Below are 23,118 nucleotides of genomic sequence, written 5' to 3'. Positions count from 1 at the left end.
ATCAGCCGACTATTGGCGTAGTTCGCGCGTCGGCAGGCTGATGCCGCCGTCCCAGCCCGGCGTGATTCGCCACGGGTTGATGTCGAGGCCACCGCGGCGGGTGTAGCGCGCTTCCACCGACAGGCGCTGCGGCGCGCAGCGCGCGAGCACGTCGGCAAAGATGCGTTCGACGCACTGCTCGTGAAAGCCCGAGTGTTCACGAAAGCTGATGAGGTAGCGCAGCAGGCCGGCAGGGTCGATGCGCGGACCTTCGTAGCGCAGCACGACGGTGCCCCAGTCGGGCTGGCCGGTGACGGGGCAGTTCGATTTGAGCAGGTGCGAGACCAGTGTTTCGTTGGCGTTGTCGCCGGCCGTGGCGCTCAGGTGCGACGGATTCGGCGGTCCGTAGTCGTCGACGTCGAGGTCCAGCGTGTCGAGCAGGGCGCCGGCTTGCGTGGCGAACGGCGGCAGGCCCGGGTGCACCGTGACCTCGGCGCCGCTGCGCGCCGACAGGTCGGACGCGATGCGGGCGTAAACGGCGGCCTCGTCGTCGAAGCGTTCGGCGTTCAGCGAGTTCAGATACAGCTTCAGCGACTTCGACTCGATCAGGTTCGGCGCCGCGGCAGGCACGGTCAGCGTTGCGGTGCCGACCTGCGGCATGCCGCGGCGATTGAGCCAGCTCAGCTCGTAGGCATGCCAGCGGTCATGTCCGGTGAACGGCAGCGTCGCGGCGTCGAGGCCGATTTCGGCACGCGCGACGGCACGTGGAATCGGAAACAGCAGGTCCGGCGCGTAGTGCGAGGGGTAGGCGACCTCGCGGCCGAGCATTGAATCTTGCGGGGTGTTCATGGGCGCGATTTTACGGGAGGCGCGGGCGTGCCTCGATACACGGCCTTGCGGCCGCACTCGGCATGAACGGTTCGGGAGAACCGCGAGACGCCCTGACGGCTTTTGTAGGAGTGGCGCGAGCCGCGACGCTGTGCGCGCGACGGCCTCGTCGGGCCGCGGCTTGCACCGCTGCTGCGGGGTGATCGATTGAGCTGTTCCCGATGTGGAGGTGATGCGGGTCGGGGCCTGCGGTGTGCCTCGATACACCGCGCTGCGCGCGGCACTCGGCATGAACGGTCCGGGGGAGCCGCAAGACGCCCTGACGGCTTTTGTCGGAGTGGCGCGAGCCGCGACGCTGTGCGCGCGACGGCCTCGTCGGGCCGCGGCTTGCACCGCTGCTGCGGGGTGATCGATTGAGCTGTTCCCGATGTGGAGGTGATGCAGGTCGGGGCCTGCGGTGTGCCTCGATACACTGCGCTGCGCGCGGCACTCGGCATGAACGGTCCGGGAGAACCGCATGACGCCTTGTGGGCTTTTGTAGGAGTGGCGCAAGCCGCGACGCTGTGCGCAGTGGGCTCGTTAGGTCGCGGCTCGCACGGCACCTACGGGGCGATCGAGTGAGCTGTTTCCGGTACGCGGTGTGATGCAGGTCGCGGCCTGCGGCCTGCCTCGATACACGGCCTTGCGGCCGCACTCGGCATGAACGGTTCGGGGGAACCGTAACACGCGCTGCAGCGCCTTTGTAGGTGCGGCGCGAGCCGCGACGCTGTGCGTCGGTGCCCGCCAAGCGGGTGCATGCGGTAGGTGGGCGACGCGTCGCTGGGTATCGAACTCAGCGTCGCGGCCGCAGGCCGATGGTCAGAACCGCTTCGCCGGCCAGCAGCAGTGACAGCGCGATCCCGGCCCAGTCCCAGAGGCTGCGGTCGGCGAGTTGCGAGAAGCCGTAGATAATCGCTGCGGCGCCGGCGTTGCCGGCCAGCCAGAAGGTGCTGACGGCCAGGCCGGCGTGCGCTTCGCCGGCGAGATCGGCGGTGGTATCGACCAGCAGCGGCAGCGGTGCCAGCATCATCGCGCCGAGGATCACACCGACGCCGCACAGCAGGCCGGTCGAGCGGCCGTGCGTCAGCAGCATGGTCAGCGGCACGCTGAGCAGCGCGGCGGTGGCGATGGTTGGGCGCAGGTGGGTGCGCAGCGTGGCGATCGCCGGCACGATGGCCATGCCGGCGACGCCGCCGGCCAGCATCGCCAACGCCACGTAGCCGGCGTGTTCGGCGTCGATGCCGCTGGCGCCGAGCATCGGTTCCAGCCAGGTGAAGATGGCGTTGAAGTAACCGTTGCCGAGGAAGATCAGCGCGAACAGCACCAGCAGCGCCGGTTGCAGCAGCACGCGTGCGGCTTTCGGCGCAACGGCGGTGCCGGCGGTGTCGTCGTGCGCCGGATCGGCCGGCACCAGCACGAAGCAGGCGACGGCGAAAACCAGCATCACCAGCACGTCGACGCGCTGCGCCGAAGCAATCGACAGGCTGGCGGTCGGCGGCAGCACGACGAAGGCCAGCGCCAGGCCGACGAACAGCGCCAGCGTGCCGATGCTGGTGGCTTGCAGGTGCTGTTCCGGTGGGAACCAGACGCGTGCCAGCCGCGCAATCAGTGCCATGACGACCGGCTGCGCGACGGCGATGGCGAGCTGGCCGATCAGCAGGCCGGTGAAGCCGGGCACGGCCACGCGCAGCACGCAGCCGACGAGCATGATCAGCGCCACGGCGCGCAGGCTGCGCCGTACCGGCCAGCGGTCGATCAGCGCGCCGGCCGGCAGGGCCAGCGGCAGGAACAGCAGCGGGAAGGCCAACGACAGCCAGCCGACCGCGCCGACGGTGACGCTGTACTGTTCGGCGGTGGCGTTGGTGATCGGCGCGAAGCGCAGCCACTCGAACTGCATCAGCGCGTTGAATGCGCTGTAGATCAGCAGCACCCGCAGGGCGGCCCCTTTCATCGCGTCAGAGCCCGAAGATTTTTTGTAGCCACGGATTGATGAACATGCCCTTGGGGTCGATCTCGGCGCGCAGTTTGAGGAAATCGTTCCAGCGCGGATAGAGCGGTTCCAGATCGCGCGCGGTCAGCGTGTGCATCTTGCCCCAGTGCGGGCGGCCGCCGTGATTGCGGAAGATGGCTTCGGCTCCGCTGAAGTATTCGCGATAGTCCATGCCCTGATATTGATGCACGGAAATGGCCGCCGAGTCACGGCCGTAGAACGGCGAGAGCCAGATGTCGTCGCCTTTGACGTAGCGGTATTCGACCGGGAAATGCACCTGGATCTTTTTCTTGTCGACAAACTCGGCGAACTCGCGCAGCGCCGCCGGGCCGTTCTCGGCCGGCAGCTCGTATTCCATCTCGTTGAAGCGCACCAGTCGTACCGACGAGAACGCGCGATGGCAGTCGGCGACCATGGTGCTCGAATCGCCGCCGATCGAGCTGGCGATGATGCCGGCGATCTTCGGCGTCCATTGCGGACGTGCGCGGGCCATGCGCGACAGCAGGCCCAGCGCGCCGTTTTCGAGGATCAGTTCGAGCAGTCCGGTCAGCTTGGTGTTCGACTCCGGCTCCTGCGTCGGCTCCATCAGCTTGACCAGCGTGCCGCGCGTGTGCGGCACCCAGTAGAACTCGAAATGGCGATAGCTGCGCGCCAGCTCCGGCGCACGCGCCAGACAGTCGTCAAGGTGCATCGGCTGCTTGGTCAGCTTCAGGCGATAGCCCGGCTGCAGCTTGATGTCCATCTTGGCAATGACGCCGAGCGCGCCCATCGACACGCGCGCGGCAGCGAACAGGTCCGGGTCTTTGGTTTCCGAGCATTCGCGCAGGCTGCCGTCCGGCGTCACCAGCGTCATGCCGGCGACCTGCGTGGAGATCGAGCCGAGCGTGATGCCGGTGCCATGCGTGCCGGTCGACACCGCGCCGGCGATTGCCTGCTTGTTGATGTCGCCGAGATTCATCATGCCGTAGCCGCGGTCGCGCAGCTCGTGGCCGAGCGGCTTGAGCGTGGTGCCGCCAAGAATGGACGCGATGTTGTTCTCGATGCGCTCGACGCCGGCGATGGCGTCCAAGGTCAGCAGCGTAGCGTCGGTTTCGACCAGCGGCACGAATGAATGGCCGCTGCCGGCAACGCGCAGCTTGCCGTCGGCGGCGTTGACGCGTGCCACGGTCTGCTGCAGCTCGGTGATGGTGCGCGGCGCCAGCACGCGTTCGGGCCGGCACTCGACGGAGCCGGACCAGTTACGCCAGGTCGTGCTGCCGACCGGAACCGGGGCGTTTTGAGACGTACTCATGTCGTAGGGTCCTGATAGAGGTGTTAACCATAATCGGCCGGCGCAAAGCCGAGCATCGCGCGTCCGGCCAGGGGTTTGGGCAACAGGCGCAACAGACGCGTCAGCCAGGCCGTGCGCCAGGGGAACGGCGCGTCGCGCGTTTCACGCTCCATGGCGCGGATGATGTACGCGGCGCAGCGCTCGGGCGAGATTTCAAACGGCGCCGGGATGCCGTCGCCGGCGACGCGTTCGGTGGCGATGAAGCCGGGATAGGTGCAGACGAAACGGATGCGCTCGCGGCGCAGCTCGGTGCGGCAGGTGTCGAACAGCACGTGCACCGCAGCCTTGGCCGCCGAGTAGGGGCCTTGCATCGGCACACCGAGCAGGCCGGCCAGCGAGTTGGTATGTGCGATCAGACCGCCGCCGTGTTCCTTCATGTGCGCGATCAGCGGCGCCAGATAGTTCACGGTGACGTCGTAGTTGAGGCGCATGCACCGACGGATGTCGGCGGCGCTGGCCTTGCCCATGTGATAGGCCGGCCCTTCGCCGATATTGAGCAGCGCCGCGTCGATGCGGCCGAAGTGCTCGGCGGCGCGGGCAACGACCGCGGCGGCGGCGGACTCGTCGAGCGCATCGGCGGCGAGCGCCAGGCATTGGCCGCCGCGCTCACGGACCTGCCGGGCCACGGCCTGCAGCTCGCGGTCACGACGCGCGGAAATGATTAGACGATTGCGCTCGCCGGCGAGCCGCTCGGCGACGCAGCGGCCGATGCCTGACGATGCGCCGGTGATCAGGATGGTGCGATCGTGCAGCTGCATTGCTCAGAGCCAGTTCGTGTCGAGACGATCGTGCATGCGTGCGCGGCGGCTCAGAAGAAGCACTGGCCCTGGCCGCGGTACGTCGGCTCCTCGCCGACGATGCGACCGCCGCGCAGCAGCAACACGCGCTCGAAGCGCTCGCACAGTTCGCCGGCCTTGGCATGGCGGAAGAACACCGGCGCGCCGAGCGGCAGCGAGACGCCGTCCGGCACCTGCACAGGCGTTTGCACCTCGCCGGCGCCTTCGAGCGGCAGCAGCTTCAGGCCGTCCGGCAGAAACGGTTGCGGCACGCGGTCCGGGCCGGTCGGGCCCGACGCGATATAGCCGCCGCCGGAGCAGGTCACGACATCCGGCAGCGGCTGGCGCACGACCGGCAGCGCGAAGTACAGCGACGGTGCGTGACGGAAGTGGCCGAAGTGATCGAACAGCGTCGGCGAGTACAGGCCCGAGCCGGCAGCCGCTTCGGTCACCGAGCGGTCGGACGCGGTGCTTTCGAGGCTGCCGGTGCCACCGCCGTTGACGAATTCGAGCGTGAAGCCAGCGGCATAGAGGGCGTCGACGACCGCCTGGCGGCGCTGCGTCAGTTCCGGAATCGAGCGCTTCTTGAACCAGCGCACCAGCTGGTTCTTGATGCGCTGCCCCGGCACCGCATCCTGCAGGCCGGCGATCTGGCCTTCATAACCCATGACACCGCGCAGGCGCAGCGTGCCGTTGCTGGCGGCGATGCGGCGCGCCAGCAGCACGGCCTGTTCGGCATTCTTGACCGGCGAGCGGCGCACGCCGAAATAAAGGCCCGGAAAATCGCTGGACATGTCGATATCGATCGCCAACGGCAGGCAGACGCCGTGCTCGTGGGCGACGCGTTGGGCGATGTCGATCTGCCGTGCATCGTCGATCATCAGCGTCACCGTTACGCCGCCGCGCACCGCTTCGGCGGCGGCGATGAGGTCGGCTTCGATGACGGTCGGATAGGCGACCAGCAGATCGTCGAACCCTTGCGTGGCCAGCCACGCCGCTTCGCGGGCCGAATAGCAGAGCAGGCCCTGAAAGCGTGCGTCCAGCGCCTGCACGTGCTTCATCACCGCCGTGCAGCGGATCGACTTGCTGCCGAGGCGGATCGGCAGGCGGCCGGCGCGGCGCAGCATCGCCATCGCATTGGCTTCGAGGCGGTCCAGGTCGAGGACCGCCGCTGGCAGACTCTGGCCCTCCAGCGCGGCGGCCAGCGTCGCGTAGTCGGGCAGGGCGACGCCGTTCACGGCAGCGTGCCGCCGTTGCCGGCCAGCTCGCCCAACAGTTTGACTACCTGAGTGCGCTGCTTCTTTGTAAAAGGACTGGCGCCGAACAGATCCATCAGCCATAGGCCCTCCGTTGCAAGATGTACGATCGCCGCGCGCTCGAACGGAACGCCCGGGGCGATCGACGGCAGGCGCTTGCTGAAGAATTCACGGACCGGCGCCATCAGCGTCGGATCGCTCGCGACCACTGCGAGCAGTGCGCTGCTGACGCGCAGATTGCCGAGCGGGTCGCCGACCGAAGCCTGGACGTAGGCGCGCAGGATGTCGCCCGGTGCCGGGCTGTCCGGCTGCAGGCGGGTGCGTGCGATGTAAGAGCGCTCCATCGCCCGTGTGACCAGTGCCTGCAGCAGCGCTTCCTTGCTCGGGAAGTGATACATGACCCCGCCCTTGCTGACGCCGGCCTGCTTGGCCACGGCGTCCAGCGTCAGCCGCACCGCGCCTTGCTGGACGACGACGGCTTCGGCGGCATCGAGCATCGACTCCCGTGAGCTGGGACGGCCGCGCGGCGCGGCGGCCTTGGTGGCGGCCTTCTTGACAGTCTTCTTGGTCATTTGCTCAAACCTAGTGCATCACGCCCGCAATCGCTTGACAGTTTGCGACAGCGGCGCCCCGAAGTGGACGAAAATGGCATAATTACTATACCGTCTGGTCGGCACAGAAAATGCAAGATGGACGGGTCAGCTACGGGGGTCGACAACGATGTCGACGGGAGTGGGGTTCATGTTGGGAATGACGGAAGCGGTTTCGGTCCGGTTCGACGAACCGGAAATGGCAGTCGGGCAGGATGGCCTACTGCTGCTCGAGCTGAAGCGGCGCATCCTCGGTGCGCTGCCGGACGGCGGGGTGACGATCGATGTGATCGCCGCCAAGCTCGGTTACAGCGAGCGCACCTTGCAGCGGCGCCTGCAAGGCGTGCAGCTCAACTTTCAGCAGCTGGTCGAACAGTTGCGTTACGAGGTGGCATGCCGCTATCTGCGTCATGGCGGGATGACGCTGACCGAGATCGGCTATCAGCTCGGCTATTCCGAGCCGAGCGCCTTCAGTCGTGCATTTCGCCGTTGGAGCGGCGTCAGCCCGCTCGCCTATCGGCGCCGCGCGGCGCACTGATCGAGATGTGTGGTCGGTCTGTCATCGCGACAGGCCATCGGGGACGTCGGGGGATGCTCCAGTGGAGCGGCCGACCTTGAGGGCGCACTCGCGGCCGCGAGTCAGCGGCTCGAGCGTCGGGGTGGCGGTGCCTTGGATGCAAGTCCGGGGGCGGGGCCGGTGATGCCGCGGGGGCGGCGGCGTCCGGAAACGAAGAGGGCGGCGCGCATGGGGGTGCGTGCCGCTCTTTCTATTGCATAGCTAGATATAGCTGCCGCCTTGTTTTCCATCAATGCTCCGCAGCGCGCGATAAGCGCTGCGGAGATATTTGAAATAAGGAATACAAAGGATGGTCAATTCTTCGTTGAATGCCAAACAGGCCGGTACATTTGATATTGGCGACCTCGAGGTCAACAGGCTTGGCTATGGAGCCATGCGCATCACTGGCGTAGGTATTGGGAGCCTCCAGAAAATCATGTGGAGGCCCATGTGGAGGCCATTGAAATGCTCAACGCCTTTCCCACCGCCGCTGGTTCTTCATAGCGACGTTCGCCGATCCAGCGCTTAGGCATGGATTTGGAGGCATGCAGATCATTGCGCTGTAGTCATGGAATCCGACAGCATCATGTCGGCGATATCCAGCATCGCCCGCAAGCGATCCATGTGCCGCAGGTCGTGGTGATAGCCGACCCATATATCCCGCGTCGGAGGTTGATCCGGCGTGTCGATGCGCTGTAGTCCGGAAATTGCATCGCCAAGCGGCCTTGGCAGCACCGCGATACCCATACCTTTGAGGCACATCTGTGCCTGGACCGTTCGGTTCGTGCTTGTGAAGGCACGCCGGGAAAGCGGAAACCTCTCCAGCACCCAGGCCACGTCGGGGAAGTGCGACTGTGCGGTATTCATGAGAACGAGGCCCACGGATGCTGGATCGTTCTGTAACGCTTGTCTGGTTGCCGCCGATGCATAGAGACCGTATGGCATCCGCATCAGGCGGCGCTGAACAATATCCGGCTCACTGAATGGCACGATGCGAAAGGCGATATCGGCCTCGCGACGCGAGAGATCGAGTAATCGATGGCTTGCAATGACTTCCGGCACGACAGCGGGATGACGGCGCGTCAACTCGGCCAGCACCGGAGCCAGGACATAGCCGGCAAACCAGTCCGCTGACGAGATACGCAGGATCCCTTCGAGGCGTTGGTTGTTGCCGGTCAGACGCCTTTCTATGGACAGCGCCGAATCCTCCATGGATTCCGCCAGCGCCAGCACGGTGTCCCCGGCATCCGTGAGCATGAGTCCGTCCTTGGTCCGACGAAAGAGCGATTGCTTGGCTTCGTCCTCAAGCACCTTAATTCGGCGCCCCACTGTCGGATGGCTCACGTCCAGCACCCGGGCGGCCTCGCCGAAGGATCCACTGCGGGCTACTGCAAGGAAAATGCGAACGTCGTTCCATTCCATGCTATGCACGGCCGTACAAAAATGTAAATGAAATGTACAGCAATGCCAGTATGCGAACAATAATGTTTTGGCGATCCTTCTGTCCGTAACGAATGCCCCCTTGCGGGCCGACGGTCTGCCCACTTCGGGCCACTCTCATTTGGAATCTCAAGACATGAATACTGAAGCTCAGCCCGTTGTTGTCTATGTGACCTATCAGGGGGCGCCACAAGATCGTTTCGATCGCGACTACTACGTTGGGGTTCACCTCCCGTTGACCATGAAGGCGTGGGGGCAGTACGGACTGCTCAGCCTGAAAGCGTTCTTCCCGGCGACCGAGCAGGAAGGAACTCTTGCCCTCTGTGAATGTGTCTTTCGCGATGAGGGAGCATTCGAAGCCGCATTTGCGTCACCCGAGCGCTCCGCTGTAATGGCCGATGTCCCGCGTTTCACCGCCATTGCTCCGCTGCGTGCTCGAGTGACTGCGCTTTGAAGACTCGTACGTGATGATTACGTTGACTCAAACCACCAGGACAGCAGCGCTTGACTCCCGCCGCTGGCTCGCCCTGATTGTCCTGCTGACTGGCACGCTCTTGCCACCGTTGGATTTCTTCATCGTCAACGTGGCTCTACCTGCCGTGCGGGAGGGGCTGCACGCATCTGCTGACGTCTCGCAGTTGGTGATCTCGGTGTACGCCGCGGCCTATGCCGTCACCCTGATCCTGGGCGGTCGTCTAGGTGATCTCTATGGCCGCAAGCGCGTCTTCATCGCTGGCATGCTCGGCTTTGGCGTCGCTTCGGCATTGTGTGGCCTGGCACCGTCGCCGGGCATGCTTGTCGTCGGTCGGCTGCTGCAAGGGATATCGGCAGCGATCATGGCGCCGCAATCATTGGCCTCGATACACGCCATCTTTCCGGCAAGCGAGAAGAATCGCGCGCTGAGCCTGTACGGTGCGACGTTCGGCCTGGCTTCCGTAGGCGGTCAACTGCTGGGTGGGGTGCTGGTTTCGACCAGTCCGTGGGGGCTGGGGTGGCGTGGCGTCTTTTTGATCAACCTTCCCATCATCATCGCTGCCGTCCCTGCTGCAATGATGCTGCTGCGTGAAAACCGGGCCGAGCGTTCGGCTCGTCTGGACGTGCCAGGGGCGTTGCTGCTAGCGGCTGGCTTGCTGGCGCTCGTGGTTCCGCTGATCGAAGGGCAGGAACACCACTGGCCGTGGTGGTGCATAACGCCGCTGATTCTGAGCATGCCGTTGTTAGGGGGCTTCTGGCAGTATGAAAAGACACAGGAGCGCGCCGGCAGAACACCTCTGGTTCTGCCCTCGCTTCTGGCCGTGCGTGGGTTGCGACGCAGCTTGGCATCGACGTTCTTCTTCTATGCGCTCGCTGCGTTCTTCCTGGTGTTCGCCGTGTACGAACAGGCCGGCCTTGGCCACGATGCATTGGCAGCCGGCTTGGCCATCCTGCCGCTCGGCATCGGGCTCTTCGTTGGCCCGCTGTGCGGCCCGCACATCGCCCCGCGAATGGGTTCACGCACCGCCGGGTTCGGCATGATTCTGGAAGTGCTCGGTCTGGTCATGGTCGCAGCGCTGGCTTTCGCCGGTGCGTCGTCGTGGCTTGCGTTGCCCTTGTTCCTGACTGGCGCCGGGCAAGGTATCGCCCTTCCTGCGCTGGTGCGCTTGAACGTGGACCATGTCGAGACACGTTGGGCGGGGCTGGCTTCGGGCTTGGTAAACGCCACCTTGCAGATCAGCGCTGCAGTAAGCGTCGCCTTGTTCGGCGGCCTGTTCATCATGATCGCGCCTGATGGTGCAAGTGCCCAGGACGTGCGGCTCGGCTTTGCTGTGGCCTCATTGGCCGTAGGCGCGTCGCTGGCATTGGCAGCAGGACTAAGCTGGAAGCGCCAGGAAACATGAAAGATCAAAAATCCTTTGCATCATGGATGAACGCGTCCGTGAGAACGCTACGTCGTGGCCACTTCTGGATTTCGGGTGACCGGGTCGAGCATGACGGTCTGACGTATCAGCGCGGCCCCATGTACGTGGAATGGGAAGCGTCCGAAAAGGTGATAAGGCCGTATCCGATCGTGTTGATGCATGGTGGCGGTTTTCAGGGAACAGAGTGGTTTGACACGCCGGACGGCCGGCCAGGTTGGGCGCAGCGTTTCGTGGAAGCCGGTTATGCGGTGCTGGTGGTTGATCGACCCGGGCATGGCCGGTCGCCGTTTCATGTGCGCACGCTCGGGGAAATGGGGCCTCCTTTCTCGTACGAGGGAGGACAGCGTATTTACTTTCCCGGCGATGATGCGCGGCACACGCAATGGCCCTTCGCGCCGGACGATGCTCAAGCGATGGACGAATTCATCGCGGGTTACGGGCCATTGCCTGCCGACCTGGAACTGTCGCAGACGCTTGACGCCGACCGCATGGCAACGCTGCTCGATCGCATAGGGCCGGCCATCCTCGTCACACATTCCGCCTCAGGCCCGGATGGCTGGCTGGTCGCAGATCGCCGTCCCGACCTCGTGAAGGCAATCGCCGCCATCGAACCGATGGGGCCGCCGTTTGCAGATATTCCCAATATCGGAGCGATGCACTGGGGCGTGACAGCGGCGCCGCTGCGCTTCGAGCCGCCCGTGACCAGTGCCCACGTTGTTCGCAAGGCGGCACCTGGCAGTTTGCGACTGCCCGCGCTGGTCGGTTTGCCGATCCTGATCGTCACAGCCGAAGCCTCGGCATTTGCAGCAGCCAGTCCGCCAACGGCGAACTTCCTCAATGCGGCAGGAGCCTCAGCGGAGTTGTTGCATCTTCCTGACCTCGGCGTGCACGGCAACGGGCACGGGTTGATCTACGAGAAGAACTCCGATGCTGCGTTGGCGCCGGTGCTGAAGTGGATCATCGAACGTACAGAGTCTCAAGTTTGAGCCAAAGGAGAAACGCATGACAAAGACTTGGTTAATTACAGGATGCTCGGGCGGCTTCGGTCGGCATCTGGCTCAGCAGGCAGCGGCACGCGGCGACAACGTCGTGGCGACGGCGCGCAATCCCGAAACGCTGCGCGACCTGGCAGATCGATACCCTGAAACGCTGCGCGTTGCCGCCCTGGATGTCACTAACTCGGAGGCAATACATGCTGCTGTCGCATTGACTGCCGAGGTGTTCGGCAGATTGGACGTGCTGGTCAACAACGCCGGTCACGGATTCATGGGGGCCATTGAAGAGGCGACTCCAGAGGAGTATCGCCCGCTTTTCGATGTGAACCTGTTCGGCCTGATCGAGACAACACGTGCGGCATTGCAGTTAATGCGGCGCACGGGCGGGGGGAGGGTCGTGAACCTGTCGTCTGGTGCCGGCATCGTTGGCATCGGCGGGCATGGCTACTACAACGCGACGAAGTTCGCGGTCGAAGGCCTGTCAGAAGCACTCGCACAGGAAGTGGCGCCTATGGGTATCCGCGTGTTGATCGTCGAGCCTGGCCCGTTCCGCACAGAGTTCTTGGGTCGTTCAATCGCTGTCGCCAAGCGGCAGATCGACGACTACTCGGCGACCGGAGGCGCAGCCCGCAGCTATCGCGAAGGCAATGACGGGCGTCAGCCAGGCGATCCGCTCAAGGCGGTGGCCGTGATACTCAAGGCGATCGACTCTGAGAATCCACCGCTGCATCTGCCACTCGGCCCGCGTGCCCATTTTCTTGCCGAGAGCAAGCTGGTGTCCTTCCGTAAAGACATTGATGCGTGGCGTACCCTGTCCATCGACACCGACTACGACTGATGCTCGTGGCCGCCAGGCGCAACTACGACGGACGGCGATTTACGGAGAGGCACGATGAATGACGACGCATCAATGTCTCGACGAATGGTTGTAGCCGGCCTTGCTGGCTGGCCGAACTTGCGCTTCCACTCGTAAAGGCTGTGTGTCGTGGCGCCGCGCCGCCACGTCCTTCACCGAATGGCCACGCTCCGTTACCTGCTTGACCGCTTCGATCTTGTATTCATCCAGATACCGCTTGCCGCTCATGGAAACCTCCTCGTTTGCCAGAAATTATGGCTCCGAGTTGGCTACAAAAGACTGGCCGGTCCAACATCGCCGGCTTACTTCGGCAGCGCGCCGTCGACGCCGTCGACATACCAGTTCAGTGAGCGCAACTGCGTTTCGTCGAGGGCGCTGCCGGCCGTGACCTTGACCGCGCCGCTCTGATCCTTGATCGGTCCCTGGAAGACCTGGAAGCTGCCGTCGTGCAGCGCCTGTTCCTTGGCGTCGAAGGCTTTGCGTGTGGTGGCCGGGATTGTCGGCAGCAGCGACTCGACCTTGACCATACCTTCGGCGACGCCCCATTGCGTGTCGCCGCTCTTCCAGGTGCCCGCCATCACGTCCTTGGCGGTCTTGATATAGAACGGCCCCCAGTCGACTACCGACGCCGCCAGCTGCGCCTTGGGCGCGAACTTCTTCATGTCGGAGTCCCAGCCGCAGGCGTAGACGCCTTTCTGCTCGGCGACCTGCGCGGTCGCCGGCGAATCGGTGTTCTGGCACAGCGCGTCGGCGCCTTGCGCGATCAGCGTCTCGGCGGCCTGTCGTTCCTTGCCGGGGTCGTACCAGGTGTTGACCCAGATCACCTTGGTCTTGATCTTCGGATTGACGCTCTGCGCGCCGAGCGTGAAGGCGTCGACATTGCGAATCACCTCGGGAATCGGAAACGACGCGACATAGCCGAGCGTGTTGCTCTTGGTCATGCCGCCGGCCAGCACGCCCATCAGGTAGGCGCCTTCGTAGGTGCTGGCCTCGTAGACGCCGAGATTCTTCGCGGTCTTGTAGCCGGTGGCATGCATGAACACGGTCTTCGGGAACATGCGCGCCACTTTCAGGGCGGCCTGCATGTAGCCGAACGAGGTGGCAAAGATCAGCTTGTTGCCGTCGGCGGCGAGCTGGCGGATCACGCGCTCGGCGTCGGCGCCCTCGGAAACGTTCTCGACGTAGCTGGTCTTGACCTGATCGCCGAGCGCCGCCTGCAGCTCCATGCGGCCTTTTTCATGCGCCGCGTTCCAGCCGGCGTCGTTGACCGGGCCGATGTAGACGAAGGCGACCTTGAGCGGTTCCGCTGCCTGCGCGCCAGCGGCGTAGGCGAAGGCGGAAAAGCCGGCAAACAAGGCTGCCGTCAGCGTCGAGCGCAGGCGCGTGAGGCGCCGCAAGGTGTGAAGACCGGACATCCATTTCTCCGTGGATTTCGGTGCGCTGCGGGACGACGAACCCGCTGACGACCGAATCGATAGTAGGGTGCAGCGTTTGCTGGAACCGCAAGGCTTGTGCCACGCGTGCTGCCCGCAATGCAAGGCCTGCTGTGACGGCAACTCGCGCCGCGGACAGGCGTGATCGGGCGCTGGACGGCCAGCCTTCGGTTTGCTGGTGGTGCCCTGCTTTAGCGCGCCGCGCACACAATTGCAGCGCGGAATTGCATGCAATCATTATTTTGATCGTATGCAATTATTGCGCGCAAGCCTTGTACGGGCTTGCTCTGCGCTGTTTGATGATGCGTGGCACGCGCTTTGCTCCAAGGCTGGGAGATACGCGGCCGTGATGTAGCGGGCGCGCGCCGGCCGGGGATTCGTTGCTGATGGGAAAACTGACGACACACGTACTCGACACCGCCAACGGCTGTCCGGCCGCGGGCCTGGCGGTGCGGCTGTACCGCGACGGCGATCTGGCCGCGCCGCTGGTCGAATTGCATACAAACAATGACGGGCGTGTCGACCATCCGCTGCTCGATGGTACGACGATGGCGGTCGGCGTTTACGAGCTGGTGTTCGAGGCCGGCGATTACTTCCGCGCGCGCGGCACGACGATGCCGGAGCCGCCGTTCGTTGACCGCGTGGTGATCCGCTTCGGTATTGCGTCGGCCGAACAGTCCTATCACGTACCGCTCCTGGTGTCGCCGTGGAGCTATTCGACGTATCGAGGCAGCTGACGTGGCGTTTTCCCCCGAACCCGTCCGTTTCCTGCTCGATGGCAAGCCGGTTGCGGCCGACGTGCCGGCGACCACGACGCTGCTGCAATACCTGCGCGAGAGCGCCGGTTGCCATGCCGTCAAGGAAGGCTGCGCCGAAGGCGATTGCGGTGCCTGTACGGTAGCGCTCGGCGAACTGGGCGACGACGGCGTGCTGCACTATCGCGCCGTCAACAGCTGCATCCGTTTCGTGCCGACCGTCGACGGCAAGGCGATCAAGACCGCCGACGGGCTGCCGGCCGCCGACGGCACCCTGCATCCGGTGCAGCAGGCGATGGTCGATCATCACGGCTCGCAATGCGGTTTCTGTACGCCAGGCTTTGTGATGTCGCTGTATGCGCTGTACCAGCACGAGCCACAGCCCGAGCGCGACACGGTCGTCGATGCCTTGGCCGGCAATCTGTGCCGCTGCACGGGCTATCGGCCGATCATCGAGGCCGGCTGCCGTATGGGCGAATACCCGGCGCCGGCCGACGACACGACGGCCGTCGTCGAACAACTACGCGCGCTGCAGCGCGAGTCTGCGCTCGATCGCGACGATTTCTACGCGCCGCGCAGCCTGGCCGAGTTGGCGGCGCGCTACGCCGCGCAGCCGGATGCGCTGCTGCTGGGCGGCGGCACCGATGTCGGTCTGTGGGTGACCAAGCATCTGCGCAGCCTGCCGCCGCTGATCTACACCGGCGAAGTCGCCGAGCTGAAAACGATAGAGAACACCGACGACGGCCTGCGCATCGGCGCCGCCGTGTCGTTGGCGGCGGCTTGGCCGGCGCTGGTTGCGCGCTATCCGGCGCTGCACGAGCTGGCACGCCGCTTCGCGTCCTTGCCGATCTGCAATTCCGGCACGCTCGGCGGCAACGTCGCCAACGGCTCGCCGATCGGCGATTCGATGCCGGCGCTGCTGGCGCTGGACACCGAAGTCGAGCTGCGCCACGGCGACACCGTGCGCCGGCTGCCGCTCGAACGCTTTTATCTCGGCTACCAGCAGAAGGCGCTGCAGCCGGGCGAGTTCGTGCAGGCCATCGTCGTGCCGTCGCTGGCCGAAGGCTGGCGGCTGGCGAGCTACAAGCTCGCGAAGCGTTACGACCAGGATATTTCGGCGGTCTGCACTGGCTTTGCGATCCGCATCGACGGCGGCGTGGTGATCGACGTGCGGCTCGGCTTCGGCGGTATGGCGGCGACGCCCAAGCGCGCGCTGGTCGCCGAAGCGGCGCTGCGCGGTCAGCCGTGGAACGAGGCCAGCGTCGAGCGCGCCGTTGCCGCGCTGGCCGATGACTTTCAGCCGCTGTCCGACATGCGTGCCAGCAGTGGCTACCGTCTGCACAGCGCCGGCAATCTGCTGCGCCGTTTCCGGCTCGAAATCGACGGCTTGGCGCCGACGCTGCGGCTCTCGGAGTTGGCGGCATGAATGGTGCGTCGCAGCCGTCATCGCAGTTGCAGGCCGAGGGTTCGCCGGTCGGTCGCGAGCAGCGCCACGAAAGCGCGCATCTGCACGTTGCCGGCCGTGCGCAATACGTCGACGACATGGCGCTGCCGGCCGGCACGCTGCATGCGGCCTTCGCGCTCAGCAGCAAGGCACACGCGCAGATCACTACGCTCGATCTGTCGGCGGTTTTGGCACTGCCCGGTGTGGTCGACGTCGCGTTGCCGGCCGACGTGCCGGGCGAGAACAACTACGGCGGCATCCTGCAGGACGATCCGATCTTCACCGACACGTTGGTGCAATACGCCGGGCAGCCGCTGTTCGCGGTCGCCGCGCGCGATGAACTGACCGCGCGTCGCGCAGCGACGCTGGCGAAGATCGCCTACGAGGAGCTGCCGGCGGTGCTCGATATCCGCAGCGCCGTGGCCAGCGACAACCATGTGCTGCCGTCGCAGCGCCTGCTGCGCGGTACGCCGAACGCGGCGCTCGACGCGGCGCCGCGGCGGCTGTACGGCCATGTGGCGATCGGCGGCCAGGATCATTTCTATCTGGAAGGCCAGGTCGCCGTCGCGCTGCCGCAGGAAGACGGCGGCATGCTGATCTGGAGTTCGACGCAGCATCCGACCGAAGTCCAGCACATCGTCGCGCATGCCATCGCGCGCCACGCGCACGAGGTGACGGTGCAGTGCCGGCGCATGGGCGGTGGCTTCGGCGGCAAGGAAAGTCAGCCGGGCCTGATCGCGGCGGCGGCGGCGATCCTCGCGGTGAAGACCGGCAAGCCGGTCAAGCTGCGCCTCGACCGCGACGTCGACATGCTGGCCACCGGCAAGCGCCACGATTTCATCGCCGACTACGACGTCGGCTTCGAGGCCGACGGCCGCATCACCGCGCTGAAGGTGATGATGGCGTCGCGTTGCGGCTATTCGGCCGACTTGTCCGGGCCGGTCAACGATCGCGCGCTGTGCCATGTCGACAATGCGTACTTTCTCGAAAACGTCGAGATCGTTTCGCACCGCTGCAAGACCAATACGGTGTCGAACACGGCGTTCCGCGGCTTCGGCGGGCCGCAGGGCATGATGGTCATCGAGCAGATCGTCGACGACATCGCGCGCACGCTGGGACTCGATCCGCTCGTGGTTCGTCGCCGCAATTTCTACGGCATCGGCGAGCGTGACGAGACGCCGTACGGCCAGCGCGTCGACGACAACATCCTCGATCTGATCACTGACCGCCTCGTCGACAGCAGCCGCTACGACGAACGTCGTACGGCAATCGCCGCCTGGAATGCCGGCAATCCGGTGATCAAGCGCGGCCTGGCGCTGACGCCGGTCAAGTTCGGCATTTCGTTCAACGCCACGCACTTCAACCAGGCCGGCGCGCTGCTGCACGTCTACAACGACGGCACGGTGCTGCTCAATCACGGCGGCACCGAGATGGGCCAGGGCCTGTACACCAAGGTGCTGCAGGTGGTCGCACACGAGCTGTCGATTCCGACGTCGGCGATCCGCGTCTCCGCCGCCGATACCAGCAAGGTGCCGAACACCTCGGCAACCGCGGCGTCGAGCGGCTCCGATCTCAACGGCAAGGCTGCGCAGCATGCGGCGCGGCGCATCCGCCGCCGTCTCGAAAAGCACGCCGCCGGCTTGTACGGCGTGGCGCCGTCCGACGTGCGCTTCGACAACGGTCAGGTGCACATCGGCGAGCTCAAGACGCTGACGTTCCAGCAGCTGGTGCAGGGCGCGTATTTCGCGCGCGTGCCGCTGTCGGCGACCGGCTTCTACCGCACGCCGAAAATTCACTGGGACCGCGTCAATCTGCGCGGCCGGCCGTTCTATTACTTCGCCTACGGCGCCGCGGTCGTCGAGGTCGCGATCGACACGCTGACCGGCGAGACGCGGCTGCTGCAGGTCGACATCCTGCACGACGCCGGGCGCTCGCTGAATCCGGCCATCGACCGCGGCCAGATCGAGGGCGGTTTCCTGCAGGGCGCCGGCTGGCTGACGTCCGAAGAACTGTGGTGGAACGCGCGCGGCGAGCTGAAGACGCATGCGCCGTCGACGTACAAGATTCCAACCGCCTACGACTGGGCCGAGCGTACGACCATTGATTTACTTGAGCACCCGAACCGCGAGGCGAGCATTCACCGCTCCAAGGCGGTCGGCGAGCCGCCGCTGATGCTCGGCATCGCGGTCTGGCATGCGATCCGCGACGCGGTGGCGTCGTGTGCGACGCCGGGCCAGCTGATCACGCTGCCGGCGCCGGCGACGCCGGAAGCGGTGTTGCGCGCGATCGGCAAGCTGCGTGGCGAGGCCTGGGCGGCATGAGCGCACTGGCCCAGGCCGAATCGTCGTCGCTGACGCTGCTCGCGCTCGGCGACTGGCCGCGCGCCGCGGCCGCCTTGCTGCGCCGCCAGGGGCCGTGCGTGCGCGTCGTCGTCGCCGTGGTGCGCGGTTCGGCGCCGCGCGAGCCGGGCGCCTGCATGCTGGTCGGTGCCGACAGCTTGCTCGGCACCATCGGCGGCGGTCATCTCGAATGGCAGGCGCTGCAGACTGCGCGCGCGCTGCTCGACTCGCCGCGCGCACCGCTCGCGCGTCTGCAGCGCTATGTACTCGGCACCGAACTCGGCCAGTGCTGCGGCGGCGTCGTCGAACTGTGGTTCGAGCGCTACGAACGCGACGACATTGCGTGGCTCGACGACCTGACGATGGCGCTGCACGAGCAGGGCGCACTGGAACTGCGCAGCCGCTTGCAGCGTGGCGCGGTGCGTCGCGACTGGCAGGCGGCCGCCGCCAACGACGCCGGTGCCGCGGTGCTGTCGCGGCATGACGATGGCGTCGAGCTGCGCGAGCGCCTCGCGACCGGCGCACCGCTGTGGCTGTACGGGGCCGGGCACGTCGGTCAGGCCCTGTCGCGCATCGTCGCCGAACTGCCGCTGCGGCTGACCTGGGTCGACGCGCGCGCCGAACTGTTTCCGCCGATGTTGGCCGGCAGCACGCGCGTGTGGGTCGCCGACGATCCGCTGGCGACCGTCGCGCGAGCGCCGGCCGGCGCACGCTTTCTGGTGATGACGCACGATCACGAACTCGATTACCAACTGTGCCGTGCGATCCTCGCGCGCGACGATTTCGCGTTCGCCGGTCTGATCGGTTCGAAGAGCAAGGCCGCGCGTTTTCGCTCGCGGCTGGCGCGCGACGGCGTTGCCCCCGAACGCATCGCGCGGCTGACCTGTCCGGTCGGCCTTGGCGCGTCGCGCAGCAAGTGGCCGGCGGCGATCGCCGTCAGCATTGCCGCGCAACTGCTCGACACGCTGCCGGAACCGCCGGCGCGCAAGCCGGCTCCCGACGACTGCGCGTCGAATCCCGATCACACGGGTTGCAGCGGCTGCGCCGCGAAGCGAAGCGCGTCATGAGTCCACCGCGCCTGGCGCTGCACGGCATCACCAAGCGTTATCCCGGCGTCGTCGCCAACGACGGCGTCGGTCTGGTCGTGCAGCCCGGCGAGATTCACGCGCTGCTCGGCGAGAACGGCGCCGGCAAGAGCACGCTGATGAAAATCGTCTACGGCGTGACGCGGCCGGACGAAGGCCGCATCGAATGGGAAGGCCGCGAGATCCGTATCGACAGCCCGGCGCAGGCGAGGGCGCTGGGCATCGGCATGGTGTTCCAGCATTTCTCGTTGTTCGAGACGCTGAGCGTCGCCGAGAACATCGCGCTGGCGCTCGACGCGCATGAAAAGCCGGCGGCGCTGGCGCCGCGCATTCGCGACGTGTCGCAGCGTTACGGGCTGCCGGTCGATCCCGATCGGCTGGTGCACAGCATGTCGGTCGGCGAACGCCAGCGGGTGGAGATCGTGCGCTGCCTGCTGCAGCAGCCGAAGCTGCTGATCATGGACGAACCGACCTCGGTGCTGACGCCGCAGGCCGTACAGCAGTTGTTCGTGACGCTGCGACGACTGGCCGACGAGGGCGTCAGCATCCTCTACATCAGCCACAAGCTCGACGAGATTCGCGAGCTGTGCGATGTCGCCACCGTGTTGCGCGGCGGCCGGCCCGGCGGTCAGGCGGTGCCGCGTGACGAGAGCAACGACAGCCTGGCGCAGATGATGATCGGCCGCGAGCTGGCCGCATGCAGCCTGCAGCCGCGCGCGCCCGCGGAGATCGAGCTGGAACTGACCCAGCTGACGCTGGACAGCGGTGAGCCGTTCGGCGTCGCGCTGCAGGGCATCGACCTACGCGTGCGCGGCGGCGAGATCGTCGGCATCGCCGGCGTCTCCGGCAACGGCCAGAAGGAATTGCTGGCCGCCTTGTCCGGCGAAACGCGCTGCACCGCTCGCGGCATGGTGCGTCTGGCCGGCGATCCGGTCGGCCATCTCGATCCGGCGCAGCGTCGGCGTCGCGGGTTCGGCTTCGTGCCGGAGGAGCGGCTCGGCCGTGGCGCCGTGCCGGCGATGAGTCTGGCGCAGAACGCGCTGCTGACCGGCGCACCGAAAGGCTTGGTGCGCCGCGGTTTCGTGCGCATGGGCGCGGCGCGCACGTTCGCGCGACAGATCATCGAGCGCTTCGCGGTCAAATGCCGCGACGAGCTGGCGCCGGCCAACAGTCTGTCCGGCGGTAACCTGCAGAAATTCATCGTCGGCCGCGAGATCCTGCTGGCGCCGAAGGTGCTGATCGTCGCGCAGCCGACCTGGGGCGTCGATGTCGGCGCCGCACAGTTGATCCGTCAGGCGCTGATCGATCTGCGCGATCAGGGCGCGGCGCTGCTGGTGATTTCCGAAGAGCTGGACGAGCTGTTCGAGATCAGCGACCGCATTGCGGTGCTGGCCGGTGGCCGGCTGTCGCCGCTGCGCGAACCGCAGGCAACCAGCGTCGCCGAGATCGGCCGCTGGATGGCGGGCGGCTTCGTCGGCGAAGCGCTGGACGCGTTCATCGAGATCGAGGAGGCCGCCGATGCTGCGGCTTGAACGACGGCCACTGCCGTCGGCGCGCATGCGCCTGCTGGCGCCGCTGATCGCGGCGCTGCTGATGTTCGTCACCGGCTTCGCGGTGTTCGCGCTGCTCGGCAAGGATCCGCTCGCGGCCTGCGCAGTGTTCTTCGTCAAGCCGCTGACGTCGCTGTACGGTCTCGGCGAGCTGCTGGTGAAGACCGCGCCGCTGCTGTTGTGCGCGATCGGCCTGGCGATCGGCTTTCGCGCCAATGTCTGGAACATCGGCGCCGAGGGCCAGTTGACGATCGGCGCCTTGGCCGGCACCGGTGTGGCGCTGGCGTTCGGCGATACCGAGTCGCACTGGATATTGCCGGCGATGCTGATCGCCGGCGTGCTCGGCGGCATGGCCTGGGCGGCGATTCCGGCGCTGCTGCGCACGCGCTTTCGCACCAGCGAGATTCTCACCAGCCTGATGCTGGTTTACATCGCGCAGATGCTGCTCGCGTATCTGGTGCACGGGCCGTGGCGCGACCCGGACGGCTTCAATTTCCCGCAGTCGCGGATGTTCAACGACTGGGAGCTGCTGCCGATCCTGGTCGACGGCACACGCATCAATCTCGGCATTGTCTTCGCGCTGCTGCTGGCCGGCCTGTCGTGGCTGTTCACCGACAAGACGCACGCCGGCTATCGCCTGCAGGTCGCGGGACTGGCGCCGGCCGCGGCCGCGTACGCCGGCTTCAGCGAGAAGCGCAATGTCTGGCTGGCGCTGCTGATCAGCGGCGCCACCGCGGGCCTGGCCGGCATCGGCGAGGTCGCCGGGCCGATCGGTCAGTTGCAGACCACGGTGTCGCCGGGCTACGGCTTCGCGGCGATCATCGTCGCCTTCGTCGGCCGTCTCAACGCCTTCGGCATCGTGCTCGCGGCGCTGCTGATGTCGCTGCTTTATCTGGGCGGCGAACAGGCGCAGATCGACCTCGGCCTGCCGTCGGCGATCACCGGTTTGTTCCAGGGCCTGCTGCTGTTCTATCTGCTGGCGATGGACGCGTTCGTGAACTATCGCCTGCGCCGCGTGGTCCGCGCGCCGGCGGCGAGCGGAGCCGCCGCATGAGTGTCGAGACCTTGATCGCGATGCTGGCGAGCACGACGGCGGCGGCCACGCCGCTGATCTTCGCCGCGCTCGGTGAGCTGGTGACCGAGCGTGCCGGCGTGCTCAACCTCGGCGTCGAGGGCACGATGCTGGTCGGCGCGATCGCCGGCTTCGCCGTCGGCCTGACGACCGGCAGCCTGACCCTGGGCTATCTGGCGGCGGCGCTGGCCGGCGTGCTGATGGCACTGATCTTCGCGGTGCTGACCCTGCAATTGCAGACCAACCAGGTCGCCACCGGTCTGGCGCTGACCTTGTTCGGCGTCGGCCTGTCGGCCTTCCTCGGCAAGTCGTTCGCCGGTCAACCGATCGCCGGTCTGCCGCATCTGTCGATTCCGCTGCTCAGCGACATTCCGGTACTCGGGCCGCTCCTGTTTCGTTTCGACATCCTGGTCTACGCGTCGATCGCGCTGTATGTCGCCGTGCAGTGGTTCTTGAGCCGCACGCGCGGCGGCCTGCTGTTGCGCGCGGTCGGCGAATCGCCGGCGGTCGCGCACGCGATCGGCCATCCGGTGCAGCGCGTGCGCTATGCGGCGGTGCTGTTCGGCGGCGCCTGCAGCGGCATCGCCGGCGCGTATCTGTCGACGGCGCTGACGCCGATGTGGGTCGAGGGGCTGTCGGCAGGTCGAGGCTGGATCGCGCTGGCGCTGGTCGTGTTCGCGACCTGGAAGCCGCTACGCGTGCTGGCCGGCGCCTATCTGTTCGGCGGTGTCACGGTGCTGCAGCTCTACGCACAGGGCTTCGGCCTGCATGTGCCGTCGGAATTCCTGTCGATGCTGCCGTATGCGGCGACCGTCGTGGTGCTGGTCCTGATCTGCCGCGACCGGCAGACCATCCTGCTCAACCAGCCGGCGTCGCTCGGCAAGCCTTTCCACCCGGAGCTTTAGAA

At 66.2% G+C, this 23,118-nt stretch carries 20 protein-coding genes and 2 pseudogenes; 13 read left to right on the top strand and 9 right to left on the bottom strand.

Annotation, left to right across the window (positions count from 1 at the left end):
* Window positions 1-9: 9 nt before the first annotated feature.
* The 6 genes from queF to G7Y82_RS18225 form a co-directional block, all read right to left on the bottom strand.
* On the bottom strand, window positions 10-828 hold the full coding sequence (gene queF, locus G7Y82_RS18250; protein ID WP_168149585.1) for an NADPH-dependent 7-cyano-7-deazaguanine reductase QueF: 819 nt from the start codon (window positions 826-828) through the stop codon (window positions 10-12).
* An 811-nt stretch (window positions 829-1,639) separates the two neighbouring features.
* Window positions 1,640-2,797 carry an MFS transporter gene (locus tag G7Y82_RS18245; RefSeq protein ID WP_168149584.1) on the bottom strand — a complete coding sequence of 386 codons (1,158 nt, stop codon included), beginning with the start codon at window positions 2,795-2,797 and terminating at the stop codon, window positions 1,640-1,642.
* A gap of 4 nt (window positions 2,798-2,801) precedes the next feature.
* Window positions 2,802-4,127: a D-arabinono-1,4-lactone oxidase gene (locus G7Y82_RS18240; RefSeq protein WP_168149583.1), complete on the bottom strand. Its 1,326-nt coding sequence runs from the start codon at window positions 4,125-4,127 to the stop codon at window positions 2,802-2,804.
* Between the two features lie 23 nt (window positions 4,128-4,150).
* Window positions 4,151-4,924, bottom strand: a complete 774-nt coding sequence (locus G7Y82_RS18235; RefSeq protein WP_168149582.1) for an SDR family NAD(P)-dependent oxidoreductase — start codon at window positions 4,922-4,924, stop codon at window positions 4,151-4,153.
* A gap of 50 nt (window positions 4,925-4,974) precedes the next feature.
* Window positions 4,975-6,180, bottom strand: a complete 1,206-nt coding sequence (locus G7Y82_RS18230; RefSeq protein WP_366515696.1) for an amino acid deaminase/aldolase — start codon at window positions 6,178-6,180, stop codon at window positions 4,975-4,977.
* A complete protein-coding gene (locus tag G7Y82_RS18225; protein ID WP_240954404.1) occupies window positions 6,177-6,770 on the bottom strand; it encodes a TetR/AcrR family transcriptional regulator in 594 nt (197 codons plus the stop codon). Before G7Y82_RS18225 ends, G7Y82_RS18230 begins: the two co-directional genes overlap by 4 nt.
* Window positions 6,771-6,939: 169 nt before the next feature.
* Between G7Y82_RS18225 and G7Y82_RS18220 the strand changes: the two genes are divergently transcribed.
* Together G7Y82_RS18220 and G7Y82_RS22015 are read left to right on the top strand one after the other, a co-directional pair.
* Window positions 6,940-7,326: a helix-turn-helix transcriptional regulator gene (locus tag G7Y82_RS18220; RefSeq protein ID WP_168149580.1), complete on the top strand. Its 387-nt coding sequence runs from the start codon at window positions 6,940-6,942 to the stop codon at window positions 7,324-7,326.
* Window positions 7,327-7,654: 328 nt separating this feature from the next.
* Window positions 7,655-7,791, top strand: a pseudogene (locus G7Y82_RS22015) (oxidoreductase); the annotation flags it as partial.
* Window positions 7,792-7,896: 105 nt separating this feature from the next.
* Here the strand turns inward: G7Y82_RS22015 and G7Y82_RS18215 are convergent.
* A complete protein-coding gene (locus tag G7Y82_RS18215) occupies window positions 7,897-8,766 on the bottom strand; it encodes a LysR family transcriptional regulator (RefSeq protein ID WP_168149579.1) in 870 nt (289 codons plus the stop codon).
* A gap of 154 nt (window positions 8,767-8,920) precedes the next feature.
* Between G7Y82_RS18215 and G7Y82_RS18210 the strand changes: the two genes are divergently transcribed.
* Genes G7Y82_RS18210 through G7Y82_RS18195 form a run of 4 tightly spaced genes read left to right on the top strand, consistent with a single transcriptional unit; the run spans window position 8,921 to window position 12,515 of the window.
* Window positions 8,921-9,238 carry an EthD family reductase gene (locus G7Y82_RS18210; RefSeq protein ID WP_168149578.1) on the top strand — a complete coding sequence of 106 codons (318 nt, stop codon included), beginning with the start codon at window positions 8,921-8,923 and terminating at the stop codon, window positions 9,236-9,238.
* Window positions 9,239-9,251: 13 nt separating this feature from the next.
* Window positions 9,252-10,661 (top strand): MFS transporter, encoded by a 1,410-nt coding sequence (locus G7Y82_RS18205; RefSeq protein WP_168149577.1) that lies wholly within the window; start codon window positions 9,252-9,254, stop codon window positions 10,659-10,661.
* Window positions 10,658-11,668 (top strand): alpha/beta hydrolase, encoded by a 1,011-nt coding sequence (locus G7Y82_RS18200; protein WP_206370841.1) that lies wholly within the window; start codon window positions 10,658-10,660, stop codon window positions 11,666-11,668. Before G7Y82_RS18205 ends, G7Y82_RS18200 begins: the two co-directional genes overlap by 4 nt.
* Before the next feature lie 16 nt (window positions 11,669-11,684).
* Window positions 11,685-12,515 carry an oxidoreductase gene (locus G7Y82_RS18195; RefSeq protein ID WP_168149576.1) on the top strand — a complete coding sequence of 277 codons (831 nt, stop codon included), beginning with the start codon at window positions 11,685-11,687 and terminating at the stop codon, window positions 12,513-12,515.
* A 110-nt stretch (window positions 12,516-12,625) separates the two neighbouring features.
* Here G7Y82_RS18195 and G7Y82_RS18190 read toward each other — a convergent pair.
* Together G7Y82_RS18190 and G7Y82_RS18185 are read right to left on the bottom strand one after the other, a co-directional pair.
* Window positions 12,626-12,761: pseudogene (locus G7Y82_RS18190) on the bottom strand (transposase); the annotation flags it as partial.
* A gap of 74 nt (window positions 12,762-12,835) precedes the next feature.
* Complete coding sequence (locus G7Y82_RS18185; protein WP_168149575.1) at window positions 12,836-13,948, bottom strand: BMP family ABC transporter substrate-binding protein; 1,113 nt, start codon at window positions 13,946-13,948, stop codon at window positions 12,836-12,838.
* A 404-nt stretch (window positions 13,949-14,352) separates the two neighbouring features.
* Between G7Y82_RS18185 and uraH the strand changes: the two genes are divergently transcribed.
* From uraH to G7Y82_RS18150, 7 genes are read left to right on the top strand one after another with little or no spacing between them, the layout of a single operon-like run.
* Window positions 14,353-14,703, top strand: coding sequence for a hydroxyisourate hydrolase (gene uraH, locus G7Y82_RS18180; protein WP_168149574.1), 351 nt, complete (start codon window positions 14,353-14,355; stop codon window positions 14,701-14,703).
* Between the two features lies 1 nt (window position 14,704).
* Window positions 14,705-16,147, top strand: a complete 1,443-nt coding sequence (gene xdhA / locus G7Y82_RS18175) for a xanthine dehydrogenase small subunit (RefSeq protein ID WP_168149573.1) — start codon at window positions 14,705-14,707, stop codon at window positions 16,145-16,147.
* Window positions 16,144-18,486, top strand: a complete 2,343-nt coding sequence (gene xdhB / locus G7Y82_RS18170) for a xanthine dehydrogenase molybdopterin binding subunit (RefSeq protein WP_168149572.1) — start codon at window positions 16,144-16,146, stop codon at window positions 18,484-18,486. The genes xdhA and xdhB overlap by 4 nt, the downstream gene beginning before the upstream one ends.
* Window positions 18,483-19,571 carry a xanthine dehydrogenase accessory protein XdhC gene (xdhC, locus tag G7Y82_RS18165; RefSeq protein ID WP_168149571.1) on the top strand — a complete coding sequence of 363 codons (1,089 nt, stop codon included), beginning with the start codon at window positions 18,483-18,485 and terminating at the stop codon, window positions 19,569-19,571. The genes xdhB and xdhC overlap by 4 nt, the downstream gene beginning before the upstream one ends.
* Complete coding sequence (locus tag G7Y82_RS18160; RefSeq protein WP_168149570.1) at window positions 19,568-21,121, top strand: ABC transporter ATP-binding protein; 1,554 nt, start codon at window positions 19,568-19,570, stop codon at window positions 21,119-21,121. The genes xdhC and G7Y82_RS18160 overlap by 4 nt, the downstream gene beginning before the upstream one ends.
* Window positions 21,108-22,193 carry an ABC transporter permease gene (locus G7Y82_RS18155; RefSeq protein WP_168149569.1) on the top strand — a complete coding sequence of 362 codons (1,086 nt, stop codon included), beginning with the start codon at window positions 21,108-21,110 and terminating at the stop codon, window positions 22,191-22,193. The genes G7Y82_RS18160 and G7Y82_RS18155 overlap by 14 nt, the downstream gene beginning before the upstream one ends.
* Entirely contained in the window at window positions 22,190-23,116 is a 927-nt protein-coding gene (locus G7Y82_RS18150) for an ABC transporter permease (RefSeq protein WP_168149568.1), read from the top strand. Before G7Y82_RS18155 ends, G7Y82_RS18150 begins: the two co-directional genes overlap by 4 nt.
* Window positions 23,117-23,118 lie beyond the last annotated feature (2 nt).

The organism is Solimonas marina, from assembly GCF_012241385.1.
In the GTDB taxonomy this organism is placed as follows: Bacteria; Pseudomonadota; Gammaproteobacteria; order Nevskiales; family Nevskiaceae; genus Solimonas; species Solimonas marina.
Note: the sequence above shows the minus strand (reverse complement) of the source record. Positions and strands in the feature narration are given on the sequence as shown.

Coding starts and splice junctions, on each gene's coding strand:
- queF (WP_168149585.1), bottom strand. CDS start 828: ATGAACACCCCGCAAGATTCAATGCTCGGCCGCGAGGTCGCCTACCCC.
- G7Y82_RS18245 (WP_168149584.1), bottom strand. CDS start 2,797: ATGAAAGGGGCCGCCCTGCGGGTGCTGCTGATCTACAGCGCATTCAAC.
- G7Y82_RS18240 (WP_168149583.1), bottom strand. CDS start 4,127: ATGAGTACGTCTCAAAACGCCCCGGTTCCGGTCGGCAGCACGACCTGG.
- G7Y82_RS18235 (WP_168149582.1), bottom strand. CDS start 4,924: ATGCAGCTGCACGATCGCACCATCCTGATCACCGGCGCATCGTCAGGC.
- G7Y82_RS18225 (WP_240954404.1), bottom strand. CDS start 6,770: ATGACCAAGAAGACTGTCAAGAAGGCCGCCACCAAGGCCGCCGCGCCG.
- G7Y82_RS18220 (WP_168149580.1), top strand. CDS start 6,940: ATGTTGGGAATGACGGAAGCGGTTTCGGTCCGGTTCGACGAACCGGAA.
- G7Y82_RS18215 (WP_168149579.1), bottom strand. CDS start 8,766: ATGGAATGGAACGACGTTCGCATTTTCCTTGCAGTAGCCCGCAGTGGA.
- G7Y82_RS18210 (WP_168149578.1), top strand. CDS start 8,921: ATGAATACTGAAGCTCAGCCCGTTGTTGTCTATGTGACCTATCAGGGG.
- G7Y82_RS18205 (WP_168149577.1), top strand. CDS start 9,252: ATGATTACGTTGACTCAAACCACCAGGACAGCAGCGCTTGACTCCCGC.
- G7Y82_RS18200 (WP_206370841.1), top strand. CDS start 10,658: ATGAAAGATCAAAAATCCTTTGCATCATGGATGAACGCGTCCGTGAGA.
- G7Y82_RS18195 (WP_168149576.1), top strand. CDS start 11,685: ATGACAAAGACTTGGTTAATTACAGGATGCTCGGGCGGCTTCGGTCGG.
- G7Y82_RS18185 (WP_168149575.1), bottom strand. CDS start 13,948: ATGTCCGGTCTTCACACCTTGCGGCGCCTCACGCGCCTGCGCTCGACG.
- uraH (WP_168149574.1), top strand. CDS start 14,353: ATGGGAAAACTGACGACACACGTACTCGACACCGCCAACGGCTGTCCG.
- xdhB (WP_168149572.1), top strand. CDS start 16,144: ATGAATGGTGCGTCGCAGCCGTCATCGCAGTTGCAGGCCGAGGGTTCG.
- xdhC (WP_168149571.1), top strand. CDS start 18,483: ATGAGCGCACTGGCCCAGGCCGAATCGTCGTCGCTGACGCTGCTCGCG.
- G7Y82_RS18160 (WP_168149570.1), top strand. CDS start 19,568: ATGAGTCCACCGCGCCTGGCGCTGCACGGCATCACCAAGCGTTATCCC.
- G7Y82_RS18155 (WP_168149569.1), top strand. CDS start 21,108: ATGCTGCGGCTTGAACGACGGCCACTGCCGTCGGCGCGCATGCGCCTG.
- G7Y82_RS18150 (WP_168149568.1), top strand. CDS start 22,190: ATGAGTGTCGAGACCTTGATCGCGATGCTGGCGAGCACGACGGCGGCG.